Genomic DNA, 24432 nt, shown 5'->3' with positions numbered 1-24432 from the left:
TTTGCCGCCGGCTTCCTTCAGATTCCACCTCGCGATGGACACCCTTGCCTTAGGCTAATGGCTACTGCTACCTTCGCCGCTCGGGACTTCCACCCTATAGCCAGCGCCCATGCCGGGCGCACATAAAAAAAGGCAGACCCTCTGAGGTCTGCCTGGGAAAGTGAACGTACATGGGGAGGAATGAGCTCTCAAGCTATGGTATAGTAGGGGCTGGTTATTTAAACTCGTAGTAGAGTATCCCGTTGGGGTCAACCTTCTTCAATGCCTTGAGTTCTTCCTCAGTGGGAGGAGGCACTACTGGTACGTCTGTTTCTTCGATTTCCCAACCCGTATTCGCTTTTACTTCTTCGACTGTAGTGTACGGGAATATGCAGTCTAACTTGAGAAACTTCTCTCCGGCCGGCTTTCTGAAAATGCACAAGGGTGTTATCACCGTAAACGGCTTATCTACAGCCGGAGCAGTGGTAGCAAACTGTACGTGGGGCACAAAAGTTCTGGTATCATGCTGCGGCTTCCAAATGATCGTACGCTTAGTAACAGGAGTCAAAGTAGCACTCCCTGCTCCACCTGGCCCTCTCAGCTTGGGATGGTCATAGTCTTTTCCGCCTAAAACCGACATCGCAATACGCCCGGACTTGTCCATCTGCAGACAGGACAGGAAAGCTATATCGCCTTTGCCGGAAGCATAGAGGTCGAAAATCTCATCCAGCCCGAAGGTGGCTACCGAACCCTCATAGGTGTTAGCCGTCAGAGTCGATGCCACGTACGGAGGGTTTTGCCAGTTGTGGTCAACCCCGTCACTCAAAGTGACATAAGTGAAGTCTTTGCCTAGAGCCTTTGCAGCCTTCATCGCTACCATGGGAGTCGGCGAAGCCAGGCCATGGAATACAATATCCCCGTCTTGAATCTCACGAATGATGGCTACCGCCATCATTTCCGCTTTGCCGTAGTCCTTGCCATATTCCATGTCTAAAGCCTCCCTTCCAGCATTTTCGCCGCAAACTGGGGAACCTCGTCCGCCTTGACCGCTTTCTGGTAGGCTTTATGCGTGTCCCAGTCCACCGTGACGTACTCGGGGTAGCATATCCCGTGTTTCGCCCCACCCGGCAGCTCTACTACCGCCTCCACCAAAAAGTGAGGGATGGCCGTCAGTTTCGGCTCTTCCTGCATCCGGTAAGTGCCGACAATCCGTTCCGTTGTCAGTATTACCTTCTTAGCTGCCCGCGCCATCAATGGGTCCTGATAACTAGGTCCTAGTATCCTGGCATTTCCGTAAATGTCCGCTTCCTGCACGTGGATTATTGCGTAATCGGGCACTAAGGCCTTTACACATACTACTTCTTCGTCGCCGAATGGGCTCTTCATTACCTGGTAGAACTCAGGCCGAAGACCTACCAAATCACTTCCCCACATACCGCCGACCGGCATAAATGGGATTCCGTATGCTCCCGCACGGAGAGCGTGGATTATGGCAGTTCAGGAACCTTCGATGGCTTTAGCCTTCGGTTCCTCCTCCCCTTCCATAGCCTTCCGCATCCCCGGAGCCAGACCAGCTTCATTTTCGAGCCCAAAGAATCCGAAATAAGCTGTATCTGCCTGGCCCGTTGCGAACAAAACATCTGCTGCGATTCCCAGCGCCGCACCGCACACCTTGAGATCCTTCACCGGCCTCTGAGTCAGGGCCAGGGAAAACAGTAGTGGATTGCGGTGCATGCCGTTTCCCCCGATGGCAAGCAGCATGCCATCTTTGACCAGGTCTACGGCTTGTGACAGAGACACTACTTTCTCTTTCATGAATTGACCTCCTTTACTACGATATTGCCAGTCTTATACCGCCACTCAGTCAGTCCAGCTAGCTCAGAGCGCTCTTTTCTTTCTGAGTTGCATAGACCACCAAGCCAACGATCAGTGCTACGAAGCAGAAGAGGAAAGCCGACTTAAAGGCAGTAGCAGGGATAAGTTGAGCAGCCGTGGTCGGGTACTTCGCGATGATCGCAGCCATAACTTGCTGGAACACAGCTCCACCGACGAATACGAACACGTTCAGATAACCGGTAGCTGTACCCTGGATCTGTAAATCCACATTTTCTTTCAAGTTTGCATACATTACCACAAAGAATCCGCCGAAGAAACCGTATACGAAGAACAGCACCTTCAGGAACGCAGGAGACATGGTACTAGTCATCCATATCAGGGGTATCCAGGTCAAGAGGTAGATCAGGGTTCCGCCAAAAACCACTTTCTTCCTGCTCTTCAGTATCCGGTCAGAAATGATCCCTGACAGCGGGCAGCCAAAAATCATGCCTAGAGGGATAAGGCTCAACACCTTACCTGCGGCTGCTTTGTCCATTCCGTACACGTTCATCAGGTAGGGACCAGCCCACAGTCCCTGGAATCCCATGATGGTTCCGTATAGAATAAAGAACAGTACCGATATTGTCCAGAAGTTGTAGTTCCGCGAAATTATGGCCAGGGCTTGCCCAATGCTGAGCGATGGTCGCGTCGATCCTGCTACTACGGTCCCTTCAATCTCAGGTATGCTGGCTCCGCCAACTTCGTGCGGCTTGTTCCTTATGAACAAATAGGCCAAAATCGCAATAACCATCGAAATTACGCCTACTGAGACCATCGAGTTTCTCCACCCGATGGCGGCCATCAGAGCTACCAGAGGAGCAGCCGAAGCTAGAGATCCGATGTTACCCACGGCCAGCAATAGTCCCGAATAGGTTGCAAACTCGTTCTTCTTGAACCAGTCAGCCAGTATCCGCATAGCCGGTACATAGACGAAACCTACGCCAAACCCGACCAGGAATCTTCCAACAAGCGCCGTGCTAAACGTGCCCGCCATTCCGAAGATAATAGCTCCGATACCGGCAATGAACACGAACAGAGCCATGGTCTTGCGGGCTCCCCACCTGTCCGCCAAAATCCCGGCCGGCAACTGTCCCAAAGCGTAAGCGTAGAAGTACATCGATCCGAACAATCCCAAGGCCGTGGGAGCGATGTTAAAGGCTTTAGTCAGTTCCGGAGCCATCACGGCTGCCGAAGTGCGGTGGAAATACACGAAGAAATAAGCCAGAGCCACTACCAGGTATATGATGTACCGGTAAGACAGGGTTTTTTGAATCATCGCCTTGGTTACGCCTTTTGCTTCCGATATGATTTCCGCCATACAGACTCTCCTCTCTGAATTAATTTGCAGGACCCCGGGCTGTAGGCCGGGAGGAGGGGGGGATTCCCCCGACCCGCCCGGGGCTTATTCCTGCTTTTGCCTTGAGGTTAACAGAGTCCCTTACTTCTTACGGAGCGAGCCGGTTACGTCTACTGCCCGGAGATTTGCTAGTTCTTGTTCTGTGGGTTCCGGAATAACTTTTACGTCGGGTGATACCTTTAATTCCCATCCGGTATTTGCTTTGATTTCGTCGATGGTTGCATAGGGGAAGTAGGCATCTAGATAAAACTCTTTACTAACAGGATCCGGGCGCAAAATGCCTAACGTCGTAATTATGGCAGAGGGCCCTCCGCCTGGGAAACCGTACTTCTCACGGTCGTTACCGCCGTTGATATAACCGGGAGAGGAGATGTAGTCTACCTTATCTACGAAACGTTTCTTTTCGTGGGTTACCATGATGATATAACGCTTGCATCCAACCGCGATCTCGTTCGCTCCCCCGCTGCCGTTCAGACGTACCCGCGGTAAGGTGTACCTCCCGACTTTCCACGGCACCTGGTCTGGATCCCAGATTCCGGTCGTATTAACATTGCCGTACTTATCGATTTGAGCTGCCCCGATTATCCCCACATCGCAACGACCGGAAGCAACCAGGCAACCAAGAGCGTCAATGGCATTGGTAAAGCTGGTTGCGTTCGCGGAAATACGGTTGCACTCAATGCCCCAAGGGAGTCCTCCTACCGGAGTTGAGCCGAAAACTCCGCCCTCGGTAAAAGCCATCAGATTAGGAGCGTGGTTTTTAATCGCAAAATACCCGGCAAGCATACTCAAGCCTACACCGAATATGGCCAGTTCACCATCGCGCAGTTCCCTTCCGGTTACTATTGCCATGAATTCCTGTCTACTGTAATCCATCTCGTAACCTCCCTTCTTAAGTCCTTACACCTTATTGCCCGCTCTCGGCCTGAGCTGCCTTTTCCAGCTCAGCGATTTCTTCGTCGCTCTTGATCCATTTCCGGTACGGATCCATCAAAAAGGCGGTAGGAGTGTCGGTGAGTTTTTCGATCTTTTCTTTACCGATGACCTCTAAATATTCTTCCCTGGTGTTGTAGCTGTAGACGTACTTCTGCAGGTATTCCTCGGTGCCCTCAGGGGTTGCCAAGGCCTTGTTCATGTAGAACATGTGCTCTTCGTCGCTGTCATACACCCCGGTGGAGCAGGCTGGCCAAACTCCCAGCGGCCAGTAGACTACGGCATTGACCACTTCGCCCGGGATTCTGACCAGGTTCGGAAACTGTCTCATGCAGTCTGTGTCCACTATGAAGTCGGCCTGCAACACAACTTGCTTAGCAGCTCTCGACAATTCGTAACGGCTCCATTCCGTCCCCAGCATAATGGCGTTTCCGTAGATATCGGCCATGGTAACGTGGATCACTGCTACGTCGGGCTTTATAACTGGGAACGCCCAACACTTTTTGCCGGTAAAGGGGTCAATAATCTCAGGAGTCTTATTCTGGGCCGGATACTCGTCCGGCTTGTCTGCCCAACACCACTGCTGGTCGCAGCCGACGTTTACGGTAGCCGGTATGAAGGGCCAGTTTAAGGCTCCGCCCAGAAGCCTTAGCGGGATAGCTCCGTTGGAGTAGTCTTCAAGAATAGTTTGTCCGGTTTCCACCGCTCTTCTCAAACCGTTGGCAAACCCATAGACCTCCAAACCGCTGAATCCTACTTCGATCCTGCGAACGGCCCCCACTGCGGCCAAGAGGTTGGACTGCTGGGTATTACAGTTGGATATCAGGTTAAGGTCCTTTCTTCCTTGCTTTACCATTTCCCGCCCAAAGGCGATGGAATCAGATCCTACTGGCAAGGCCCCACCGTGGGCGTAAGTCATTCCGTCCCACGTGTACTTCTTTACAGCCTCTTGCATCGATATCAGCTTGTTACGCAACGGGTTTCCCTCCTTCTCGTTTTTTTTACTGTTTGCTCAATCAATGCGGGGGAATTAGAATAAGTCTGGGAGCTTATTTTAAAGTATTGTTACCTTGTGGGGCCGGGCTAAACCCGGCTTTTTTTTACCTCCTTTCCCGTGTGGAGTGCGTCCGGGCTTTTCAACGTGCTTCCTGCTCACCTCCCTGGCGCAATATTTCACATGCTTTCGCATTTTCTATGCTTCAGATCCCCAAGACCGAAACTCTACGAGACCAGTCCCTGGGGATATGAATTCTAATATAACCCCTTCGCTCTCAACAAAGGAAACGGTGATGTTAACAACTTGTTCAGGCCCAATTCCTTAACCGAGTGTCCGAACGCAAGACCCATCAACTGGGTGAAATACATTATCGGCAACCCATACCTGACTCCGCGCTCGGCCTCTACCAGTGACTGCCTGGTATCCAAATTAGTCTGGCATAACGGGCACCCGACCACTATTGCTTCGGCTCCCGCCTGCTTCGCAGCCTCCAATATTTTCCCAGATAGCTGGACCACTATCTCGGTCTGGCATGCAGCCATGCCCGCGCCGCAACACTCAGCTTTGTGGGACCAATTGACAGTTTCCGCTCCGAGAACTTTCAACAAATCATCCAATACCCTGGGCTGCTCCGGGTCGTCGAACCTGGTAAGCCCCCGCGGCCTGGTCAAGAGACAGCCATAGTAAGCCGCCAAACGAAGCCCTGACAGTGGCCGTTTCACCTCCTGGGCTATGGTTTCGAGGCCGACCTTCTCAACCAGAAACTGCAATACATGTGATGCCTCCACCTGTGAGCCTTGCGGGCTTTGCTTATTGGCCCCAATGCTTTCTTTCAGAGTGGACTCAGCCGTTTTTAGCCGGCTGTAACACCCGGCACACGGCGTCGTAACAGTAGTAAGCCCCATCTTTTCCACCAATCTCAGATTGCGAAAATTCAATTCCAAGGCCAGGGAATGATTCAAACTATGAGCCGCGCTGGCCCCGCAACAGTTCCAATCCTCTACCTCGTGAAGGACGAGGCCCAGGTGACGACAGACCACCTCTGTGGACAGTTGGTATTCACGGGACATCCCGTGGCCAGAACACCCGGGATAATATGCAACCTCCATCTTCTTATCCCTCCCTCCCCGGCCTGTATAACTTGAACAGCTTTCTTACCGCTCGCCGGTCCCTGACTCCCGGAACAAACGGCATCATTTTCCCCTTAAAGAACAGCCTCTGACCAAGCTTGACATCCTTTGTATATTGGCCGGTCTTTAGATTAAACCTCAGTGCCAGTTCTGCTTCCGACACTCTTCCGCGCTTAAACACTTGATCCAACATCAGCTTATTGAACAAAAACACATGGTTGGTTTCCGATACGAGTCCTTCGCCACAGCTCATTTCTCGCAGGTAATCCATGATCCTAGGTATATCAATGGCTGCCGGGCACCGGTCCTGACACAGGTGGCAGCTCACGCAGACCCAAATCGCCTTGCTCTGCAACAACGCTTCTTTGGCTCCTAGTTTTATAAGCTGAATCACTTGCCGCGGCGTGTAGTCCATAAGGTAGGCCGTCGAACATCCACCCGAGCACTTACCACACTCGTAACAGCAACTCAGGTCGACCCGGCAGTCATTTTCAATTTGTTCTTGTAACGTCGAGCTGGTAGCATCCAGCTGAATCGGCATCCCTTTCCCCTCCTAATTTCACACGGCTGCTTACCGGGAAAACAGGGCTATGACTTCCGCAGCCGCAGCCGCTCCCTGCTCTCGCGCCCCCGGTATATCAACAGGGAACCCGCTTCCACCGGCAAAGAAGACCCTATCCGCGCTTCTTACCGGGCTCATGCCGTCATCTTCCAAGAACCCGTACTCATCTGTCTTCGCACCGAACATCTTCGCAAGCTCTACCGTTTCCTTCCTCGCCACTGCCGCTCCCGCCAAAACGATCATGTCTACCCTTATTTCAATCGGGTTACCCATAAGCGTATCTTCCGCTCGGATTAACAGCCGTCCCGCGTCGGGTATCACCTTGGCCGGCCTACCCCTAACGTATCTAACCTTCTTGTCCTCAATTGCCCGGCGCACAAACTCCTCGTATCCTTTGCCTGCTGCCCGGATATCCATGTAGAAGACATAGCAAGCAGTGGTTGGCGAGAGTTCCTTCACCATAGCCGCTTGTTTAGCGGTATACATGCAGCAAATCTTAGAACAGTACGGGTAGCCTTTTGACCGGTCCCTGGATCCCACACACTTGAAAAACGCTATGGCCTTGGGTATGTTTTGGCGATATCCTAACTGGCGCCATCCCTTCAGCATTCCCTCGAATTCAACCGCACTTACAACCCCGTTATATGTCCCGTAGCCATATTCTCCGTAAGCCGACAGGTCAAAGTAGTCAAAACCGGTAGCTATCACGACCGCGTCTACGTTTACATCTGCAACCGTATCATCTGCGGTCTGTTTCAAACTTACTCTGAAGCCTTCACCGTCGCGCTGCCCCCCGACAACCGTTGTTCCGGTTTTGACCACGACTTTTCCGCTTTCCTCAATGAGCCTCAGGCTATTGGCCAACATGGCCGAAGTATCCTCGTTGCGTGGAAAGGTCCCTGCCAGAAGATTCAGGCGTCCTCCCAAAACTGACTCCCTCTCCACCAAAATCACATCATGACCGGCTTGGCCAATTTTGACAGCTGCTTCTATACCTGCCGGGCCTCCTCCAATTACTAGAGCCGTTTTGCCTGTGCTCTCCATAAACTAGACTCCTTTCAGTCCAAGTTTTTCCAGTACCCCGTTAAGCGGTACAGTATTGGCTTTGAAACCGAGCTTTTCTACCGGTACTCCAAGCGCTAACGCTATGAGTTGACCTAGGTCGATAACCGGAATATTGATTTCTCCATGACCGTTCTTGGCCAGGTTGGGTTGTTCCCTGTCTAGAGCCACGTTACACCCTGGACAAACCGTGGTTATGAGTTCTACGCCCGCTTCTTTAGCACTTCTCAGTTTCTTGCCCAGGTGAGGCTGCACCACTTCTTCTCGGTGGGTAAATCCCCTTCCCACCGAATAGCCACAGCAGGCCCTTCCCTCCTTATACGTAACAGGGGTAGCTCCCAAGATTTCAAACAATTCTTCGTGGAAAGTTGGCAGATCGCCGTCGTCAAGGATTTCGTACTGCTGGGCCAGGTAGTGACACCCGTAATGGGCGGCCACCCGCAGTCCATTCAAAGGGCGTACCACTTTTGAAGCAATCCGGTCTTTTAAACGGTAGTATAATTCCTGAACGTGAAAGATGTTTGTCCGTCCCTTATACTCGTAGCCCCACCGTCCAATAAGATCGTTCGCCATTTTGAGATAATCCGGATTATGCAGAAGAATATGTGAAAGCTCCTTATTATACCCGAAACACCCGTTACAAAAGACGTAGGTATCCAGCCCCTTGGCTTCTACTAAGGCCAAGTTTCGAGCGGTAGCCGCCAGTGACACTTCTGGCAAGTACCCAGAACAGGTCAGGAGATACCCGGAACAACATGTCTGGTCCGGATCCATTACTACTTCAATACCCAAAATCTTCATTATCTCTTTGATTGCATTTTCGGTACCGGGATACTCGAGACTTCCGGTACAACTGCGAAACAGGAATATCTTTTCTGGAATCTCGGGTATCCTTTTTTCTACCGGAATCACTCTAGCTTTATTCATAAATTATCCTTCCTTCCCGGTACTTGAACTCCACAGGTTTTTCCTTGCTTTCATCCAGAGCCTCGAGCCACTCTGTGGTACCGGTCAAATCGAAAAGAGCCTGGTACTCGCTTCTGGCTTTGTCCGAAACCTCCGGCCAGGGGGTCATTCCTGCTTCGCTACGAATCTTCATAACTCTTTCCTTGCCCTTAGCACCCGGAACAAAGGTCATCGCGTCTTCGCGGGCTTTCAAAGCAAAACGCTTGAAAGGCAGCACGTATTTAAGCCCGAAGTTGTGTTCGATGGCCTTGTAGCGTATCTGCATCATCAGTAACGGGTAGTGTATGTCGCTCGGGCATACCCTGTAACAGTTAGCACACCAAAAGCAGCGCCATATCTCTTCACTCTGAACCAGGCGAGACAGATTGCCCATAAGGACATCCCGGATGATCTGTCTTGGGTTATAGGAAGGGGTGATAGCCGCCACCGGGCAGTTTCCCACGCACTTTCCACAGGTCAAGCAGGCATCGAGGTTGCCTACCAAGTTATACCTATCCACTATTCTGTCTAGTCCCTGCACCCACTGGGTGTCGCTTTCTCTGGGCACAGCCATCAACGCTCCTCTGTCTTGAGTTCTTTAGGTTATGTATTTCACAATTACCACTTCCGTTATGTTAGCGTTGCAATATGCGTGCCAACCTAGACAAAAAAGAGCTGAGGTGGCACACTGCCAAACAGCCTGCCGTCTCAGCGTTGTGCAAAAAACCAAAACTCAACCTGTCAAAATAAAAGTGTCAGTTTATTGGACACCTGTCTAATAAACTGACACTTGAATTGACATCGGTAGGCTTGATTTTCTAGTCGGAGATACTGGGTATCCCTAAAGTCCGCAGTTTATAATACAAAGTGCTACGGGGAATCCCCAGCATCTCTGCCGTTCTCGCCTTGTTGTAACCGCACTCCTCCAAAGCTCTCATGATGACATCCCTCTCGGTCTTGGCCACCGCCTCTTCCAGGACCTCTCCCGCCATCAATACTTCCTTATCCTTAGTTCTCGAACCGTTGTTCCCCGGCCTCAACATATCCATTACCCCCGCTTCCTCCAGCGAATGGAGGGTTATTAAGTTTCCTTCCATCAGTATTATTATACTCTCGAGAACGTTACGTAATTGACGGACATTACCCGGCCAATCATAATCGACTAAAACATCCAGTGCCTCATCATCTATGCCATCAACTTCCCGGTCATAGTCTGTCGCCAGTTCGTTTATAAACCTTGCCACCAGACCTGGTATATCCCCTTTTCGTTCTCGCAGGGGAGGAATCTCAAGGGTAACCACGTTAAGCCGATAGAATAAGTCCTCTCTGAACCGACCCTCCGACACCATTTCGTGTAAGTTGCGGTTAGTGGCCGCTATTAAACGCACATTGACCTCGATCGGATTAGTTCCGCCCACACGATAAAACCGGCCTTCCTGAATAACCCGCAACAGCTTGGCCTGCATCTCCAGAGGCAGCTCGCCAATCTCATCCAGGAAAATAGTTCCGTCGTGGGCCAGCTCGAACTTCCCCGGCTTTCCCTCCCGCTTGGCCCCGGTAAATGATCCGGACTCGTACCCGAACATCTCACTTTCAAAGAGAGTCTCTGGGATAGCGCTGCAGTTGATCTCCACGAAAGGACGGTTAGAACGCTTACTGTTTTGGTAAATAACCCGGGCCAACAGTTCCTTGCCGGTCCCGCTTTCTCCTTGAATAAGAACAGTAGCATCAGTGGCTGCGACTTTGCGAGCCTGTTGCAAGACCCTCAAAGTAAACTTATCAGCAGTGTAAAAAACATCTTCCGAACTGGGCTCGCTTTGGCGAACCCTTTTTTCCAGCTTCTTCACCTTTGAATTAGCGTAGTGCAATCTATCCAGCAAACTCATGGTCTGGGTAACATCTTGAGTGGTACACACCACCCCGATGACATCCCCTGCCGGCGTAATAACGGGAACTGCATTCCTGATCGCATACTGCTGGGGTTTAAGTTCAGCAAGAACATTGCGCTGCGATTTGGCCTCTTTCAGAACGCTCTCTATTAAGCCGTCATCATATATCTCTTTAAGGCGTTTGCCAACTACATCGTCCGCCTTGAGCCCAAACATTCTTTCCGCTGCCTTGTTCCAGTAAGTTATTACACCGAAGCAGTCCACAACCTGAATCGCTTCAGTTATATTATCCATAACCGCCTGCATATGACGCCCAATTACCTCCAATTTGTCGGAAAAACCATTGCAGACGTCTTTGGCAGTCAATATACCGACTACAGTCCCTGTCTCATCAAGTACAGGCAACCGGCCTATATGGTGCTCCCTCATAACGTCACGGGCAAGAACCAGGTCTTCCGTAGTCGTAGTAGTGAAAACATTTCGGTGACATACGTCGATTATAGGTTTGTCTTGAGGCAAGCCATCCGACAAAATGCGCACTAAGTGCTCTTTCGTTACCAATCCTAGCAGCTTGCCGTTACCTTCAACCACTACGACCTCTTCCCACCGGTTCTGCAGCATGGCAGCGATAACCTGCTCCAAGGTCTCGTGGGGAGAAGCGGTGCCAAAGCGCTTTGTCATTGCTTCGCCTACCTGAAGCTCGCTGATTCTCAATACGGGCATCGAACTCGCCTCCTTTCGCTCAGGCCTGCACCAGCATGATTATGATATAACGATTCTTGTAACATTACAACCGGTAAAAGCGACAGAAAATGAAATCTTTCACAAAACACAGGGGGACGGTTCTCCTGTGCTAAAGAACCAAAAACACGGGGGGACGATTGTATCGTGCCAAAAGAAAAAAAGGCACGTTAAGCATGCTCAGGAGGCTAAGAGAAAAGAGTAAATCCCAGTAACACAAGAGAACCGTCCCTCTGTGCGTTGGGCGTGTGTGCATCTGTGGCTCGTTTTCGGAGCACAATAATAAGAAAAAGAAAGGGGTCAAGCTAATGTCGAGAACAATGACCGAATGCATGGTTAATACTTGCGCGTACTGGGTGCCGGGCAACAGCTGCTCCGCTGACACCATCGAAGTAGTATCGTCTGGCCCCGATGCTAGTTGTTCTACCTTCACCCTGCGGTCCTCCGTGGAAGGACCAGAAATGAAGATCCTCCCCCAACACACTACCAGCTCCCTCACCCAGGGTTCGGCCAATCCTGAAGTCCTATGTAGCGTGCGGCAATGCCGGCATAACCGAGACGGATACTGTGAGGCCGACAATATCAAAATAATGGGTAGTACCGCTCAACGCCATTCTGATACTGAATGTGACATGTTCGAACCGGCCTAGAAATGTTCGGATCAATACTAAACCTGCACCAACTCTACAGTCTGGTGCAGGTTTAGACCTCCAATTCGGTTTCCGTGCTGGCCTGCTGTTACCAGAACCTTTATAGTGTCGTTGCCCGGCCAACATTATAAAAAGGTCTTAATAACCATGGGAATAACCGTTTTTGCAACCTCGGGGTTGGCTCCGCCCGATAGAATAAACAAGACCGGCTTGCCTGCCGCGAATTCCTTGATGGCCTCGGCCAAATGTTTGAACGATATCTCGGTAAGCGCAAATCCTCCGTAATCGAGAATATGAGAATCATGTCCGAATATGATCATCAAAATCTCGTAATCCCAAGATCTCGACAACACCCGGTTTAGAGCATCGATGAAATCGCTGTCTCCGCCACTTCCCAGCCCGATGTCGTAGTTGTTGAGCTCCGGATCTTCTACTATGCGCCAACTCCCGGAATGGAAGTTAACGTGAATGACGTCCGGATCAGCGCCGATCAAGTCCCTAGTACCATCGCCGAAGTGCGGGTCCACATCTATTATCATCACTCTCTTGATCCCGAGAGCCCGAAGCTTTCTTATAGCCATTACCGCGTCATTGTAATAGCAAAAGCCCCAAAACCTGTCGTACCCGGCGTGGTGACCCGCTGCCCCCACGAAGCAGAAAGCAAATTCCAAATCCCCGGTCGCCAAACGTTCTGCTGCTTCCACTACTCCCGCTGCCGACAAAAGAGCAACATCATGATAGTGTTCAGCTTTGACCATAGCTATATGTCTTGCGCTGTGGCACTGGTTTAACAGTTCTTCTGTTTCTTGAGTAATCGCGGGGGTGAATAACCCTATCTTGCCAGCTTCGATCAGGTCGGTTATGGCATTGAAGGCAGGCTCAACCCGATCCCGAAGCACCGAGTGCCCCCTCAGGGAAAAATCAGGATGATACCAGACTCCAGCCTTCATTCCACAAGCCTCCTCTACCCGCCCCAGGGGCCAACCGTACTATTTCTTGGCTATTTTTTCCGCTATGTTAGCGGGTACCTCTTCGTAATGAGAGAAAGACATCTGGAACTTGCCCCTGCCCTGGGTAATTGACTTCAGGTCAATGCTGTAGCGGGCCATCTCCGCCAGGGGCACCTGGGCTTTCACCAACTGGTTCTTCCCTTGTGGCTCCATGCCCAGAACCCGGCCCCTCTTACTGTTCAAGTCACCTATGATGTCCCCCAGGTACTGTTCCGGAATCAAAACCTCGACATTCATTATCGGTTCAAGCAGTACCGGCTTTGCCTGTTCCATGCCCTTGCGGAAAGCCAGAATAGCCGCCAGTTTGAACGACATTTCGGACGAATCCACAGGGTGGTAAGAACCATCATAGAGCGTGACCTTAACGTTCGTAACCGGGTACCCTGCAAGAACCCCCTCGGTCATGGCCTCCCGCACGCCTTTTTCAACTGCCGGGAAGAAGTTACGCGGTACCGCTCCCCCGAATACCGACTCCTCAAAGGCAAACTCGGCATCGGGCAGCGGCTCGAGTTTCAGCCATACATGCCCGTACTGACCGTGCCCGCCGGTTTGTTTCTTGTGCTTTCCTTCTACCTGAACCATTGCCCGTATGGTTTCGCGGTAGGGTATCTTCATCTCGGTGGTGCCGACATCCACGCCAAATTTGCTCTTTAATCGTTCTACGATTATATCTGTATGCGTTTCGCCCATAGTCTTCAGGATAGTCTGTCGGGTCTCGGTGTTCTTTTCCATAGTAATAGTAGGATCTTCTTCCATCAGCCGCTGTAAAGCACTGGAGAGCTTGTCTTCGTCCCCTTTGCTCTTCGGCTCTATCGCCATCGCCAGGGTAGGCTGTGGGAATTCAATTCCTTTGAGAATGACAGGTCGGGCCTTATCCGTGAGCGTGTCCCCGGTAGTGGTAACCGACAACTTGGCAACAGCGGCTATATCCCCCGCTTTCAGTTCGGGAACCGCGAACTGTTCCTTGCCGCGCATCACCAGAAGGTTGCCGATCCTCTCCTCTTTTTCCTTATTGGCGTTGTAAACCACGGAATCGGCCTTCATGGTTCCGGTGAAGACCCGGAAGAAATTGAGGCGCCCTATATAAGGGTCGGCGATAGTCTTGAACACCAAAGCGGCCAAGGGTTCTGCACTCACGTCTTTGCCCTTGACATCGGAATGATGGCTAGGATCAGGCATGCAATCGACTATGAAATCCATCATGGGCTGGATTCCCATGTTGTTCAAGGCCGAACCACAAAAAACGAACACAGCGGTACCGTTAGTCGCAGCGCCCTTTATCCCCCGCTGGATTTCCTCGTCGGTAAGTTCCTCCCCTTCCAGGTACTTGTTCAAAAGCTCATCATCGCCTTCAGCTGCAGCCTCGACGATCTGCTCCTTATAAGCTTCAACCTGGTCCGCAAGCTCCGCAGGTATCTCAGCTTCGGTCATCTTTCCGGTTCCGGGCTCAAACAACAAAGCCCTCATTTTGATCAGGTCCACTACACCCTTAAAATTGGCTTCAGCCCCAATCGGGATCTGAAGTGGCACTATGGGCTGGGAAAATTTTTCTCTCATCTCTTCCAGGGCTTTTTCAAAAGAAGCGTTCTCCCTGTCCATCTTATTGATAAACGCTATACGAGGTAAATCCCCACATTCTTCCCAGTAAATCTCGGTCTGAACCTCGACACCGGCAACAGCAGAAAGGACTACGATCACGCTGTCTGCTACCCGCAGCGCTCCTTTGACTTCACCGGCGAAATCGGCAAAACCTGGGGTGTCGAGCACGTTTATCTTTAATCCCCTGTATTCGCAGGGAACCAGGGTAGTATTAATAGTAATTTTGCGCTTTATCTCCTCAGGATAAAAGTCTGCAGTGGTGTTTCCGTCATCCACCCGGCCGAGCCTCTTGATGGCTCCAGTCTGGTAAAGCATAGCCTCAGTCAGGGAGGTCTTTCCCGCCCCTCCGTGGGCGATGATGGCTACGTTTCGTATCTTTTCCGTGGGGTAAACATTCACAAACATTCCCTCCTTGCCTATCTATAAGGAATTTCCAAAATCCCATTAATTATAACTGATCTACTTGCGAGTGAAAATAGAAAAAACCCAGTATAGCACCACTGCTAGGACTGCCAACACGGCCAACTGAACCAAAAACTGGATCCTCAGTACATCCAATAAAGTCAGGACAGTTCCAAGAATCACGGGGATAAGCACCGACTTGGATGAAGGTCCGCCGGCGTAGTCGGGGTTTTTCCCTTTCTCGAACAACCAGTTCAAATTGAACAGTAGCAAGAAAACCAGAATATTCACTATCAACTGCAATCCAAATAACACTACAACATCTCCTATAGCTTAGCTGATATCGATGTAAGGTTGAAAGCGACGTCTAAAATCCTCGATAAGCTGGTAATCCGTCAAATCAAAGTGAATGGGCGTAATCGATATATACCCTTGGTTGACAGCCGCTACATCGCTGTCGGGATCCTGCTCTTCTCTTATAACTTCTCCCCCCAGCCAGTAATAAGAATTACCGCGGGGATCCTTTCTCTCCTCAAAAAGGTTTTCGTATCGCCTGACCCCGAGCTTGGTAATGCGTATACCCCTTATCTCAGAACGGGGAAGGCAAGGCACATTAATGTTGAGGATTATGTCCTTGCCGACACCTTCTCTGTGTAAAATCCGCAAGACCAGCCGGGTAAAACGGGCAGCAAAAGAAAAATCCTCGTTGGGATTAAAAGAATCGAGTGACACTGCCACCGAAGGAAAACCCATAATGACCCCTTCTAAGGCGGCGGAAACAGTACCGGAGTACAGTACATCTGTACCCAGGTTTGCTCCCCGGTTAACTCCAGATACCACGTAATCCGGGGTTTTCGGGATTAAAGCGCTGATCCCCAGTTTGACACAATCGGCCGGGGTGCCGTCGATAACCCAGGCCAAAGCGCTTGAACCTGGAACCTCGACCCTTTGCGCTTTGATAGGGCTAAAAACCGTTATAGAATGGCCTGTTCCGCTCCTTTCCCGGTCCGGAGCCACCACATATACCTCGCCCATTTTTTCCAATTCGCGTAGCACAGCCAAAATTCCGGGAGAATCGATGCCGTCGTCATTGGTCAAAAGAATCCTCACTCAGCAGATACCCCCCGCGGTAGCAACATGATACGACTAGGTGGCCAGTATATCATGAAAGCCTTTCCCATAAGATGATCCTCCCTCAGCCAAGCATTCCATCGGTGACTGTCAAAGCTGCTGTTTCTGTTGTCTCCCATAACAAAAAGGCACCCTTCCGGAACAACCACCGGTCCATAATCGTACATCGGCGGTTCAGCCAGGTAAGGTTCTTTCAACGCCACTCCGTTAATAAACACCTTTCCATCCCTTACCTCCACGGTTTCCCCGGGAAGCCCTATAACCCGCTTGATAAACGGCCCTTCCTGCCCTAGTTCCTCTGGGGGCGTAAAAACCACTATATCCCCTCTGACCGGTTTTTTGAAGTGGTATATAAACTTGTTGAGCAACACCTTGTCCCCAATCTGCAGAGTAGGTATCATGGATCCGCTGGGTATTTCCCGACCTTCGATAACGAAGGCCCTCAGAACCATGGCCAACAAAAACGAAATTATAATTATGCTGACGAATTCCCTAACAATGCCCCGCAATTCTCTCCCCATGAAATCTTCCTCCTGTTCTATATTTCGTAGATGTTGATAGTCATCTCTTGCCCGTCGCGGTCTTTGGTGAGGCCGAAAAGCACTTTCCTGTCTTTTAAGTGCTTGTTGAGAAAATCTACGACCTTAACTAGTTCATCGTTGGCCCGGAAAGTCTTGCGGGCTATAAGTTGGAGACCGTTTTGCTCCCCTTGATTATTATTCACTTCCCAATCCTCCTGCTCCACAATGGCGTTACCTAATCGGCCCCTTGATCAAAGCAAAAGCCTCGGCTCTGGAGGCCGGGTTAGTCTCGAATATCCCGCGTACCGCGGAAGTTACCGTCATAGAACCGGGTTTGTTGACCCCTCGCATGGTCATGCACATGTGTTCGGCCTCGATTACGACCGCTACTCCCCATGGCTGTAATCTCTCCATGATGGAATCGGCAATCTGGCTGGTTAACCTCTCTTGCAGCTGGGGTCTTTTGGCAAAACCTTCTACCACCCTCACCAGCTTGCTTAGCCCGGTAATGCGGCCCTTCCGGGGTATATAAGCCACGTGAGCCTTGCCGTAAAAAGGCAATAGATGGTGCTCACACATAGAATACAAAGGGATGTCTTTGATAAGAACCAACTCATCATGGTGTTCCGTGAACAGCACCTGCAAATGTTTGCTCGGGTCCTCCTCAATCCCGCTGAAAAGCTCAGCATACATACGAGCTACCCGCCGGGGAGTATCGCGCAACCCCTCTCGATCCTTGTCCTCCCCTATGGCTTCGATGATCATTCGAACTGCCTTTTCAATTTTTTCGATGTCCATGACTCATCTTCCTTCCCAAACGCTGCTTCAATCAGGTAACCCTTAAATACTTATGTATTTGAGGAATAACCCTCACGTCCTCTAGGTGCTTTAAAGCATCGAGCTGCAGGTCAAACAACTTCTCAGCTTGTACAGCTACCTGGCTGGTGACCAAGCTGACTGGCTGCAAGACCAAAGGTATAGTGGCGTCAACTTCTGCAATTATCCGAGCAACTTCTCCTATCTCCCAAGGTTCGGTTGAAGGAGTCACTACAACCTTGACGTAAACCGGGCGGTAAGCAGCAAGCTCCAAGAAACGCTTGTGAACCGGGAACAGATCGATGCCAATCGCACTGGGCAATTTGAAATCCATACTTATGACAGCGGTGAATTCAAGGATATCGACCAGGTTTTCGACCAGGGTGCCATTTGTTTCCAGTAGTATCCTGTAACCCTTGCTCACCAATATAGGAGCTAACCTTTTTAAATAATCGGCCCAAAGCAAGGGTTCTCCTCCAGTGAGACTAACCCACCGGGTATCAAAGTTCGCAATAGCCTTCACAACATCAGAAATTGAAAGAGGATTGGCATACTCACGAAAATCGTTTTTCGAGCCCGGCTTCAAAAAAATCTTGCAAGATGGGGTTTTAGATAAGCTCCCCACAGTATCACAATACGGACATCTAAGATTACACCCGCAAAACCTTAAAAATATCTGCCTGCTTCCGGCCAGGGTGCCTTCTCCCTGTATGCTCTCCGTAATCTCTGACAAATAGGCTTTCACAGCCCGACTCCTCTCACTTTACATCTTGCAAGATAAATCCCCATCATCTCTTCCCTGAACCGGCTCATCACGTCTTGGGCCATCTGCCTAGCATCTATTATACCAAGATCTTTCAAGCCCACGGTTTTAACCGGGGTACCCTCGGTATCAATGTTTAGGCCGACATGAATGAGAGTGGAAGCCAGCGAGACAGTAGCGATTGAAACCGACAACTTGCCTTCCCCCACAAAAAGATCATCGCCTCGCCGTATCACCCTTGACGTAAGCCTCTCTTCCAACCACTCTTTGATTATAGTTATCAGCATTCTCTGCCGCAAAACCGCTCTTTCCAGATCCGTATCAAATTTTTCGACGATGAAATGCAGCATAAGAGGACTGTATATCCACTGGCCCGACTTCACATCGACCAAATCCACCATATGCGACAACTCCACCCGGCACTCCCCAGTAAAGCTCACAACAGCATCGCCCAGAATAGAGAAATTCCGATAAATCCAGTGTGGTGACAACTGGCTCCCATCATATGTAATCCTCTCTTCGATAAACCTCGTCTCCATTTTCCTCCCCGCTTTCTCCTTGTAGCCACAGATTCACACTGATGTTCACAGATAAACACTGACATACAGAAAACGAGACAAAAATGAACATAATGTAGCTTCTTCACCTGAAGACGCTGTAACGCATTTCTCAGTATTAAAATCAGCCAAAATCAGCGTTAATCAGCGTCTAAAAACTAATCTGTGCTAATCAGCCCGGCACTTAGCTGGCCGAAATTGTGCAACGTGCCAGCTTCTCTTGATAACGATATTCATCTATCAAGGCTTGAGCTGAGTGCCGGGTCTGTGTTCATCTGTGGTTCTTAAATCGAGATTCTCCCTAGCCTTAGCCAGCAAGCGGCACGAAGCACAAACCCCGCAAGGACTTGGCCCGTCCTCGTAACAACTCCAGGTGTAATCCAGGGGTATGCCGAGACGGATGGCTTCTCTTAACATCTCGGTCTTGTCCATTTCCATGGTATAAGAGATGACCCGAACCTGATTGCGGGTCGAGTAAGAAAGGCTACGATTAACCGCAGACACGAAATCCGGGCTGTTGTCGGGAAAATCAACCGCTTCCTCACGGTTAAAACCGACCAGTACGGCTTCGGCTCCCATTTCCTCCGCATAGCAGGCGGCGATATTGATAAAAAGGCCGTTGCGGTTGGGAACCCATACTTCACGGCTGCTCCTCGTGGACCTTTCCGCTCGGGTCAGCCCGGAAGCAAAAGTTCGCAAGAATCCCGCTTCGACCACCCTGTGGGGTATGTTGTAGAAAGCCGCTATACGACCGGCAGATTCGACCTCCCGAGTCCTCGCTTTTTGCCCGTAATCCACGGTCAGTGCTAAAATAACCTCCATATCCCTTAAAGCCAAAACCGTACACAAGGTAGAATCTAAACCGCCAGAAAGAAGAGTAATTGCCTTCATCATTGTCCATCCCTCCTGAAAGTGGCCCACGCTCGCGGAGACTCGCGCACGGTTACCTTTTCAAGAATTACTCCCGGAGCCTCTAACCGAGCCTCGATGTCCTCGAATATCTTCTTTGCCAAATTTTCGGCTGTGGGAGTGACCCGGTCAAAAGGGGGCACATCGTTTAACAATGAATGATCATAGCCGGCCACGACCAGATTAACAAGTTGTTTCAGTTTTCGAAAATCTATGAGCATCCCCTGCGGATCGAGATCGTTGCCCCTCACGGTAACCTCAATCTGCCAAGTGTGGCCGTGAACCCGGGCACATTCACCTTCGTAATCTCGCAACTGATGGGCTGCGGCGATCTCCACCTGTACTGTAACCTGATACATGGTACCCTCCACCCTTAAGATGTTTAAATTCTATCATGTATCCCATACCAAACTCCAATAATATCGTACCAAATTTAACCCGCGCCTACTTATGAAAAGGGCGTATCACTTGTTAATCAAAACACGAGCGGCAACTGCCATAAGCGCCACGCCTATGATGTCCGTGTAAGCGAAAGGGGATTTTTTGACCCCCATCAAGCCTAAGTGGTCGATGAGGACTGCAGTCAGTGTCTGAGCAACAACGATTGCGGTAGTAGCGTTTGCTACCCCGACTTGCGGAATGCTACGGGCCACGGCGTAGATTATAACGACATTCAGTAGTCCACCCATGTATACGTACCAAGGGGCTTGTCCCGCTTTAACTAAACCGCCGAATCCTATGCCTCCCAGTAATATTACGGCTAAGACGGCTACAGTTCCAATAACGTGAACGATGAACGTAGACTCCCAAAGTCCCACTACCTTACCCAAGGCAGCGTTTATTGTACCCTGCACAGCCATCGCTGCTCCAGCCAATAAGGCTACTGCCATATACAACCACTTAATCACGTCGAGCCGTTCCCTTTCTTTTGCCTAATCGACTTAGGTTTTAAAAGTTTCACTTCCTAGTCTTTCACTGGAGGTATCAGATATACGTAACAACCACAATCATTCCGACTCCCAGCCAAAAACCTAGATGGCTGGCTCTGGTTCGCAAACGTAAAGCACCGGGAATAAGATGATAAAAGACTAGGTACAACATAGCCCCAGCCGCAACTCCCAGCAAAAACGGAAGGAAAGCGGGAAAAAAGGCAATAGCGGCTTGCCCAGCGATGGTCCCCAAAGGTGTTATGGTGGCTACCAGCAATACCTGTAAAAGAACCCTGACCCGGCTTACCCCTCCATTAAGTAAGGGAACTGCCATTGCCATGCCCTCTGGGATGTTGTGGATTCCCACGCCCATAGCTATAGCCATTCCCGTTCTAACTTTAAGCCTTGTACCCAGAGCAATGGCTATTCCTTCGGGAAAATCGTGTAAGGCGATACCTAACATGACCAGGTATCCCAATGCTGCCCAGTTCGACGACGATGCCTCACCCTGAAACAAGGTATCGGCCCAGGCAAGGGAGAATCCTCCCGATGCCAGCCCCAGTAGCCCCTCCCGCCACGTGCCCCCTACTAGTATTGAAGGCACGAGATCTAAGGCAACTACCGCCAACATCACCCCCGCGGCCAAACCCAAAAAGAAAGCAACTCCGCGGTCGCCCCACTCCTTTCGTACTAATACCAGGATCGTCCCCAGCAGGGTGCCGGCGCCTGCCGCCACGCTCCATACTAGACAATTCGAATTCACACACCGAACCCCTGTCGTTTTCTTAATATCTATGGCTAAGAATAACGATTTAGTCCAGGTAAACCGGAACCGGTGCCACCAAAAGTGGTTGAATTACTTCCAAAAGAGCTGGCAAGTCTTCCCCGCTGTCTTATAATGAAAGTGAATAGAATCAAACTATCTTCATCCTGTTAAAGAGAGCTGGCGTAGCTAAAGTGGCACGCCACATGGAGCAATGTTGGGAAGGGAGGCGATGTTTGTGACGGGTATACGGGCCCGCCCCTAGAGGGAGAAGGCAACATTCGAAACGCGAATGGCTCAACCACGCAGCTTTTATCCAGCGCACATCTTTCGATTCCTTTAACATTCTAGTTATTATTTCCTTTGGCATCCATGGCTTCATTTAAAACAGAAATAAGTTTAGCAGGTTCTTGTTTATGGCGAGGGAGGGAAAAAACATGAAGTATTGGGAAACCGACTTTTATTCAGGGATCATGATGAGTTGCTACCTCAACCCCAGTTATCATCCTGGATGTCTGGGGTGCACTGACCGTCAGGATTGTTACGGTCCTGAGAACTATGAGAGGTTTAAACAGAAGGCATTAGCCCTTAGCAGGTTCTTAGGCGATATGGATGATATCCCGCCAGAAAACGCAGCACGTCTGGCCTGGATATTGAAAGCAAAGCACCTCGAAGAAGCTATCCACGAAATACTGTCAAGTAAGGCTTGTCTGGATGGAAAACTTAGCTCCATAATAAAGCTGGTTACGCAATATGAAGAAAGAAATGGAGCCGATAAACATGGACCAGTTAGACTCCTGGCCTAAGAAGCTTATCGTTCCCAAATCGTTGTCGTTAACGTTTGCTAACCCTGGACTTGAATCCAGGGTTAGTTGCTTTCTTGTTCTAGTAAACGTATTATAGTAGAAACAAGATAGCAATTTGGCAAGCGACAAGGCGCTAAGGAGGCACGTAACAGCTACCTTATTGCTGACAAACCTTGATAAAACTTAACAAAAAAGGCTTGATTAAGCCTGTCCGTTTACCCGGCGGTCAGCGTCGGTATTCCATGGACGAACTCAACAGGCTTTTGCAGTCCGGTCGATTAACTGATAGTCAAGAAGCAGTTGTGCTTTACGCCCGGGTATCCACTCAAAAGCAGGCCGACGCTGGCAACCTGGACCGGCAGATGGAACGGTTGCGCCAATATGCCCGAGAACGCAAATTTAACGTCAAAGCGGAATTAACGGACGTAGCCAGCGGTTTAAACCAAAAACGCCGCGGTCTGACAAACGTGCTCAAACTGGCCGAGCGGGGTGAGTATAAAAAACTAATTCTCGAATATCCCGACCGGCTGGCCCGGTTCGGGTATTCGTACATTGAGCGGCATTTAAGGTACTGTGGCGTAGAGATCGTAGCCATAGCTGAAAAAGAGCCGGAAGAGGCACAATCCGAATTAGTCAGGGACCTATTAGCAATAGTCACGTCTTTTTCAGCCCGGTTGTATGGCGCCAGAGGTGGGAAGAAGATCAGGCAGGGTTTTCGGGAACTGATAGCGGAGGCATCTCGGGGTGAAAAAACAGAAGAACAATAAAAAGAAGCTGACTAAGACTGGCGGCGACATAAGCTACACCGTGTGCGGCGAATTTTTCCCGGAAGTCTACCCAGCCTTCCGCTCTCAAAAGTGGAGCCGCGGGATGGAGAACCCGTTAGACACCGAGATGCGGCTGTTCTGTTCCTGTACTCGCTGGGCATTCAACCGGTTACAGGAAGACAAATCCCGGGAAGAGCTCAAAAGGAAAGGCCAGGAGTTATTTGGGATAAACTCTCGTTTTTGCGACGACGCCATACTGAAGGCCAAGGTCGTTATTGAATCGCAAAAAGAGTTGCTGACACTGGAAATGGAAGAGACGGAAACAAAACTGGCCCGCGCCAAGAAGAAACTCAGTTGGGCAGAAAAAGACCTGGACAGGGCTGTTAAAGCAAACAATCCGGCCAAAATCGAGGACTGTAAGCACACCGTACACGGCCGCAAAGCCAGGGTAAAAAAACTGGCTGACAAGCTGGACGAGCTAAAGGTCCACCAGGACAACGGCACCATACCAAAAGTAATTTTCGGAGGCTGTTCTCAGTGGAAGCGAGTGTGTAGAGGTAGGGTTTCGAGAGAAGAATGGCGGCAGGCCCGGCGGGATAGGCTATACGCCCGCGGCGACGAAACTAAAGGAGGCAACCCGAATATCAAAATAAGTTGGCATAATGGAAAGTTTACCCTGTCTGTGACTATCTCTCACCTGTCCGAGCAGAAAGGGACAGATAAGAAGGGTAGACCTATAATGACCAGGGCACCTAGGGTAACTGGTAAGCTCTGGCTGCCTGAGAAGCACCGGCAAAAAGTGATGGAGTTGCTCTTATCAGGCGCGCCTTACACTGTAGAGCTGATAAAATGTAAAGACAGCCGGTATAGGGTGCACATCACCTTTGCCGTTACAGCCCCCGTTTTAGTGACCAACCCCAACCGGGGTTACCTGGGTGTAGACACCAATCCCGACGGAGCAGCGCTGGCCAACGTTGGTTACACCGGTCAACCGGAACCCTGGCCGCAAGGTTTCACCGTACCCTACCCGAAAGCACTGCACAAATTTGACGGGGAATTTCTGATAACCATGCACCCGAACGGGTTTCTCTACATCAAGGTGACCGAGCTGGCTTACACTCGTGGTTTCCGGCGCAAGTACTTAAATGGCGTGCTTGCCAAAGCAGTGGTGGACACAGCTAGAACTTTAGGCAAACCCATCGCTTTAGAGAACCTGGACTTCGGCAAAGACCGTTTTGACACCGACCGGAAATTCAACCGCATGGCGGTCAATTTTCCGTTCAAGAAGATGGTCGAGACTGTCATCCGTAAAGCCTTCAAAGAAGGTGTAGGTGTTAAG

The 24432-nt window shown here is 50.4% G+C and carries 27 protein-coding genes and 1 pseudogene; 4 read left to right on the top strand and 24 right to left on the bottom strand.

Annotation, left to right across the window (positions count from 1 at the left end):
* Positions 1 to 214: 214 nt before the first annotated feature.
* The 11 genes and pseudogenes from HPY90_RS11515 to HPY90_RS11465 all read right to left on the bottom strand — a co-directional run bounded on the left by HPY90_RS11515 (position 215) and on the right by HPY90_RS11465 (position 11452).
* Positions 215 to 967: a CoA-transferase subunit beta gene (locus HPY90_RS11515; protein WP_013175367.1), complete on the bottom strand. Its 753-nt coding sequence runs from the start codon at positions 965 to 967 to the stop codon at positions 215 to 217.
* A gap of 2 nt (positions 968 to 969) precedes the next feature.
* Positions 970 to 1794, bottom strand: a pseudogene (locus HPY90_RS11510) (CoA transferase subunit A).
* A 58-nt stretch (positions 1795 to 1852) separates the two neighbouring features.
* Positions 1853 to 3172 (bottom strand): MFS transporter, encoded by a 1320-nt coding sequence (locus HPY90_RS11505; protein WP_287194625.1) that lies wholly within the window; start codon positions 3170 to 3172, stop codon positions 1853 to 1855.
* Positions 3173 to 3292: 120 nt separating this feature from the next.
* Positions 3293 to 4087: a CoA-transferase subunit beta gene (locus HPY90_RS11500; RefSeq protein WP_273698822.1), complete on the bottom strand. Its 795-nt coding sequence runs from the start codon at positions 4085 to 4087 to the stop codon at positions 3293 to 3295.
* 31 nt (positions 4088 to 4118) lie between these two features.
* Entirely contained in the window at positions 4119 to 5120 is a 1002-nt protein-coding gene (locus HPY90_RS11495) for a CoA transferase subunit A (protein WP_287194623.1), read from the bottom strand.
* Between the two features lie 275 nt (positions 5121 to 5395).
* Entirely contained in the window at positions 5396 to 6250 is an 855-nt protein-coding gene (locus tag HPY90_RS11490) for a CoB--CoM heterodisulfide reductase iron-sulfur subunit B family protein (RefSeq protein ID WP_287194621.1), read from the bottom strand.
* 4 nt (positions 6251 to 6254) lie between these two features.
* Positions 6255 to 6812, bottom strand: a complete 558-nt coding sequence (locus tag HPY90_RS11485) for a 4Fe-4S dicluster domain-containing protein (protein ID WP_287194620.1) — start codon at positions 6810 to 6812, stop codon at positions 6255 to 6257.
* Positions 6813 to 6842: 30 nt separating this feature from the next.
* Positions 6843 to 7877 (bottom strand): FAD-dependent oxidoreductase, encoded by a 1035-nt coding sequence (locus HPY90_RS11480; RefSeq protein WP_287194619.1) that lies wholly within the window; start codon positions 7875 to 7877, stop codon positions 6843 to 6845.
* Positions 7878 to 7880: 3 nt separating this feature from the next.
* The gene (locus tag HPY90_RS11475; RefSeq protein WP_287194617.1) at positions 7881 to 8822 is read right to left on the bottom strand and encodes a CoB--CoM heterodisulfide reductase iron-sulfur subunit B family protein; all 942 of its coding nucleotides are present in this window, start codon (positions 8820 to 8822) and stop codon (positions 7881 to 7883) included.
* Positions 8815 to 9414 carry a 4Fe-4S dicluster domain-containing protein gene (locus HPY90_RS11470; RefSeq protein ID WP_013175377.1) on the bottom strand — a complete coding sequence of 200 codons (600 nt, stop codon included), beginning with the start codon at positions 9412 to 9414 and terminating at the stop codon, positions 8815 to 8817. The genes HPY90_RS11475 and HPY90_RS11470 overlap by 8 nt, the downstream gene beginning before the upstream one ends.
* Before the next feature lie 244 nt (positions 9415 to 9658).
* Complete coding sequence (locus tag HPY90_RS11465; protein WP_287194614.1) at positions 9659 to 11452, bottom strand: sigma-54-dependent Fis family transcriptional regulator; 1794 nt, start codon at positions 11450 to 11452, stop codon at positions 9659 to 9661.
* 326 nt (positions 11453 to 11778) lie between these two features.
* Here HPY90_RS11465 and HPY90_RS16170 point away from each other — a divergent pair, with 326 nt between their 5' ends.
* Positions 11779 to 12120: a DUF1540 domain-containing protein gene (locus tag HPY90_RS16170; RefSeq protein ID WP_353733659.1), complete on the top strand. Its 342-nt coding sequence runs from the start codon at positions 11779 to 11781 to the stop codon at positions 12118 to 12120.
* A 125-nt stretch (positions 12121 to 12245) separates the two neighbouring features.
* Here HPY90_RS16170 and HPY90_RS11460 read toward each other — a convergent pair whose 3' ends face one another.
* The 13 genes from HPY90_RS11460 to HPY90_RS11400 all read right to left on the bottom strand — a co-directional run bounded on the left by HPY90_RS11460 (position 12246) and on the right by HPY90_RS11400 (position 21520).
* Positions 12246 to 13070, bottom strand: a complete 825-nt coding sequence (locus HPY90_RS11460; protein ID WP_287194612.1) for an arginase family protein — start codon at positions 13068 to 13070, stop codon at positions 12246 to 12248.
* A gap of 39 nt (positions 13071 to 13109) precedes the next feature.
* Positions 13110 to 15128, bottom strand: a complete 2019-nt coding sequence (fusA, locus tag HPY90_RS11455) for an elongation factor G (protein ID WP_013175381.1) — start codon at positions 15126 to 15128, stop codon at positions 13110 to 13112.
* 60 nt (positions 15129 to 15188) lie between these two features.
* On the bottom strand, positions 15189 to 15446 hold the full coding sequence (locus HPY90_RS11450) for a hypothetical protein (RefSeq protein ID WP_287194610.1): 258 nt from the start codon (positions 15444 to 15446) through the stop codon (positions 15189 to 15191).
* Between the two features lie 18 nt (positions 15447 to 15464).
* Positions 15465 to 16241, bottom strand: a complete 777-nt coding sequence (surE, locus tag HPY90_RS11445) for a 5'/3'-nucleotidase SurE (RefSeq protein WP_287194608.1) — start codon at positions 16239 to 16241, stop codon at positions 15465 to 15467.
* A complete protein-coding gene (lepB, locus tag HPY90_RS11440) occupies positions 16238 to 16783 on the bottom strand; it encodes a signal peptidase I (RefSeq protein WP_013175384.1) in 546 nt (181 codons plus the stop codon). The genes surE and lepB overlap by 4 nt, the downstream gene beginning before the upstream one ends.
* Before the next feature lie 17 nt (positions 16784 to 16800).
* Entirely contained in the window at positions 16801 to 16986 is a 186-nt protein-coding gene (locus HPY90_RS11435; RefSeq protein WP_013175385.1) for a YpmA family protein, read from the bottom strand.
* Positions 16987 to 17014: 28 nt separating this feature from the next.
* Positions 17015 to 17581, bottom strand: a complete 567-nt coding sequence (gene folE, locus HPY90_RS11430) for a GTP cyclohydrolase I FolE (RefSeq protein ID WP_013175386.1) — start codon at positions 17579 to 17581, stop codon at positions 17015 to 17017.
* A 31-nt stretch (positions 17582 to 17612) separates the two neighbouring features.
* Positions 17613 to 18344 (bottom strand): 7-carboxy-7-deazaguanine synthase QueE, encoded by a 732-nt coding sequence (locus HPY90_RS11425; protein ID WP_287194604.1) that lies wholly within the window; start codon positions 18342 to 18344, stop codon positions 17613 to 17615.
* On the bottom strand, positions 18341 to 18901 hold the full coding sequence (locus HPY90_RS11420; protein ID WP_287194602.1) for a DUF366 family protein: 561 nt from the start codon (positions 18899 to 18901) through the stop codon (positions 18341 to 18343). The genes HPY90_RS11425 and HPY90_RS11420 overlap by 4 nt, the downstream gene beginning before the upstream one ends.
* Positions 18902 to 19159: 258 nt before the next feature.
* Positions 19160 to 19813 carry a 7-cyano-7-deazaguanine synthase QueC gene (gene queC / locus HPY90_RS11415; protein ID WP_287194600.1) on the bottom strand — a complete coding sequence of 218 codons (654 nt, stop codon included), beginning with the start codon at positions 19811 to 19813 and terminating at the stop codon, positions 19160 to 19162.
* On the bottom strand, positions 19810 to 20187 hold the full coding sequence (queD, locus tag HPY90_RS11410; RefSeq protein WP_013175390.1) for a 6-carboxytetrahydropterin synthase QueD: 378 nt from the start codon (positions 20185 to 20187) through the stop codon (positions 19810 to 19812). The genes queC and queD overlap by 4 nt, the downstream gene beginning before the upstream one ends.
* 105 nt (positions 20188 to 20292) lie before the next feature.
* Positions 20293 to 20736 (bottom strand): DMT family transporter, encoded by a 444-nt coding sequence (locus tag HPY90_RS11405; protein ID WP_287194597.1) that lies wholly within the window; start codon positions 20734 to 20736, stop codon positions 20293 to 20295.
* Positions 20737 to 20812: 76 nt separating this feature from the next.
* Complete coding sequence (locus tag HPY90_RS11400; protein WP_013175392.1) at positions 20813 to 21520, bottom strand: ZIP family metal transporter; 708 nt, start codon at positions 21518 to 21520, stop codon at positions 20813 to 20815.
* 437 nt (positions 21521 to 21957) lie between these two features.
* Here HPY90_RS11400 and HPY90_RS11395 point away from each other — a divergent pair, with 437 nt between their 5' ends.
* The 3 genes from HPY90_RS11395 to HPY90_RS11385 all read left to right on the top strand — a co-directional run.
* On the top strand, positions 21958 to 22326 hold the full coding sequence (locus HPY90_RS11395; protein ID WP_287194594.1) for a hypothetical protein: 369 nt from the start codon (positions 21958 to 21960) through the stop codon (positions 22324 to 22326).
* A 173-nt stretch (positions 22327 to 22499) separates the two neighbouring features.
* Entirely contained in the window at positions 22500 to 23093 is a 594-nt protein-coding gene (locus tag HPY90_RS11390) for an IS607 family transposase (protein ID WP_287194592.1), read from the top strand.
* Positions 23071 to 24432: SSO2105 N-terminal domain-containing protein (locus HPY90_RS11385; protein WP_287194566.1), on the top strand; the 1362-nt coding region annotated here is incomplete at its 3' end. The genes HPY90_RS11390 and HPY90_RS11385, both read left to right, overlap by 23 nt.

This window comes from Syntrophothermus sp. (assembly GCF_013314835.1).
Taxonomy (GTDB): Bacteria; Bacillota; Syntrophomonadia; order Syntrophomonadales; family Syntrophothermaceae; genus Syntrophothermus; species Syntrophothermus lipocalidus.
The sequence above is the reverse complement of the archived record's forward strand: the minus strand, read 5'-3'. Positions and strand labels throughout refer to the sequence as shown.

Bases quoted from the DNA above. Each gene is read 5' to 3' on its own strand.
- HPY90_RS11490 (WP_287194621.1), bottom strand. From the start codon at position 6,250: ATGGAGGTTGCATATTATCCCGGGTGTTCTGGCCACGGGATGTCCCGT.
- HPY90_RS11485 (WP_287194620.1), bottom strand. From the start codon at position 6,812: ATGCCGATTCAGCTGGATGCTACCAGCTCGACGTTACAAGAACAAATT.
- lepB (WP_013175384.1), bottom strand. From the start codon at position 16,783: ATGGGGAGAGAATTGCGGGGCATTGTTAGGGAATTCGTCAGCATAATT.
- HPY90_RS11480 (WP_287194619.1), bottom strand. From the start codon at position 7,877: ATGGAGAGCACAGGCAAAACGGCTCTAGTAATTGGAGGAGGCCCGGCA.
- HPY90_RS11515 (WP_013175367.1), bottom strand. From the start codon at position 967: ATGGAATATGGCAAGGACTACGGCAAAGCGGAAATGATGGCGGTAGCC.
- queC (WP_287194600.1), bottom strand. From the start codon at position 19,813: ATGATGAAGGCAATTACTCTTCTTTCTGGCGGTTTAGATTCTACCTTG.
- HPY90_RS11505 (WP_287194625.1), bottom strand. From the start codon at position 3,172: ATGGCGGAAATCATATCGGAAGCAAAAGGCGTAACCAAGGCGATGATT.
- queD (WP_013175390.1), bottom strand. From the start codon at position 20,187: ATGTATCAGGTTACAGTACAGGTGGAGATCGCCGCAGCCCATCAGTTG.
- HPY90_RS11470 (WP_013175377.1), bottom strand. From the start codon at position 9,414: ATGGCTGTGCCCAGAGAAAGCGACACCCAGTGGGTGCAGGGACTAGAC.
- HPY90_RS11465 (WP_287194614.1), bottom strand. From the start codon at position 11,452: ATGCCCGTATTGAGAATCAGCGAGCTTCAGGTAGGCGAAGCAATGACA.
- HPY90_RS11475 (WP_287194617.1), bottom strand. From the start codon at position 8,822: ATGAATAAAGCTAGAGTGATTCCGGTAGAAAAAAGGATACCCGAGATT.
- HPY90_RS11500 (WP_273698822.1), bottom strand. From the start codon at position 4,087: ATGGATTACAGTAGACAGGAATTCATGGCAATAGTAACCGGAAGGGAA.
- HPY90_RS11460 (WP_287194612.1), bottom strand. From the start codon at position 13,070: ATGAAGGCTGGAGTCTGGTATCATCCTGATTTTTCCCTGAGGGGGCAC.
- folE (WP_013175386.1), bottom strand. From the start codon at position 17,581: ATGGACATCGAAAAAATTGAAAAGGCAGTTCGAATGATCATCGAAGCC.
- HPY90_RS16170 (WP_353733659.1), top strand. From the start codon at position 11,779: ATGTCGAGAACAATGACCGAATGCATGGTTAATACTTGCGCGTACTGG.
- HPY90_RS11420 (WP_287194602.1), bottom strand. From the start codon at position 18,901: ATGGAGACGAGGTTTATCGAAGAGAGGATTACATATGATGGGAGCCAG.
- HPY90_RS11395 (WP_287194594.1), top strand. From the start codon at position 21,958: ATGAAGTATTGGGAAACCGACTTTTATTCAGGGATCATGATGAGTTGC.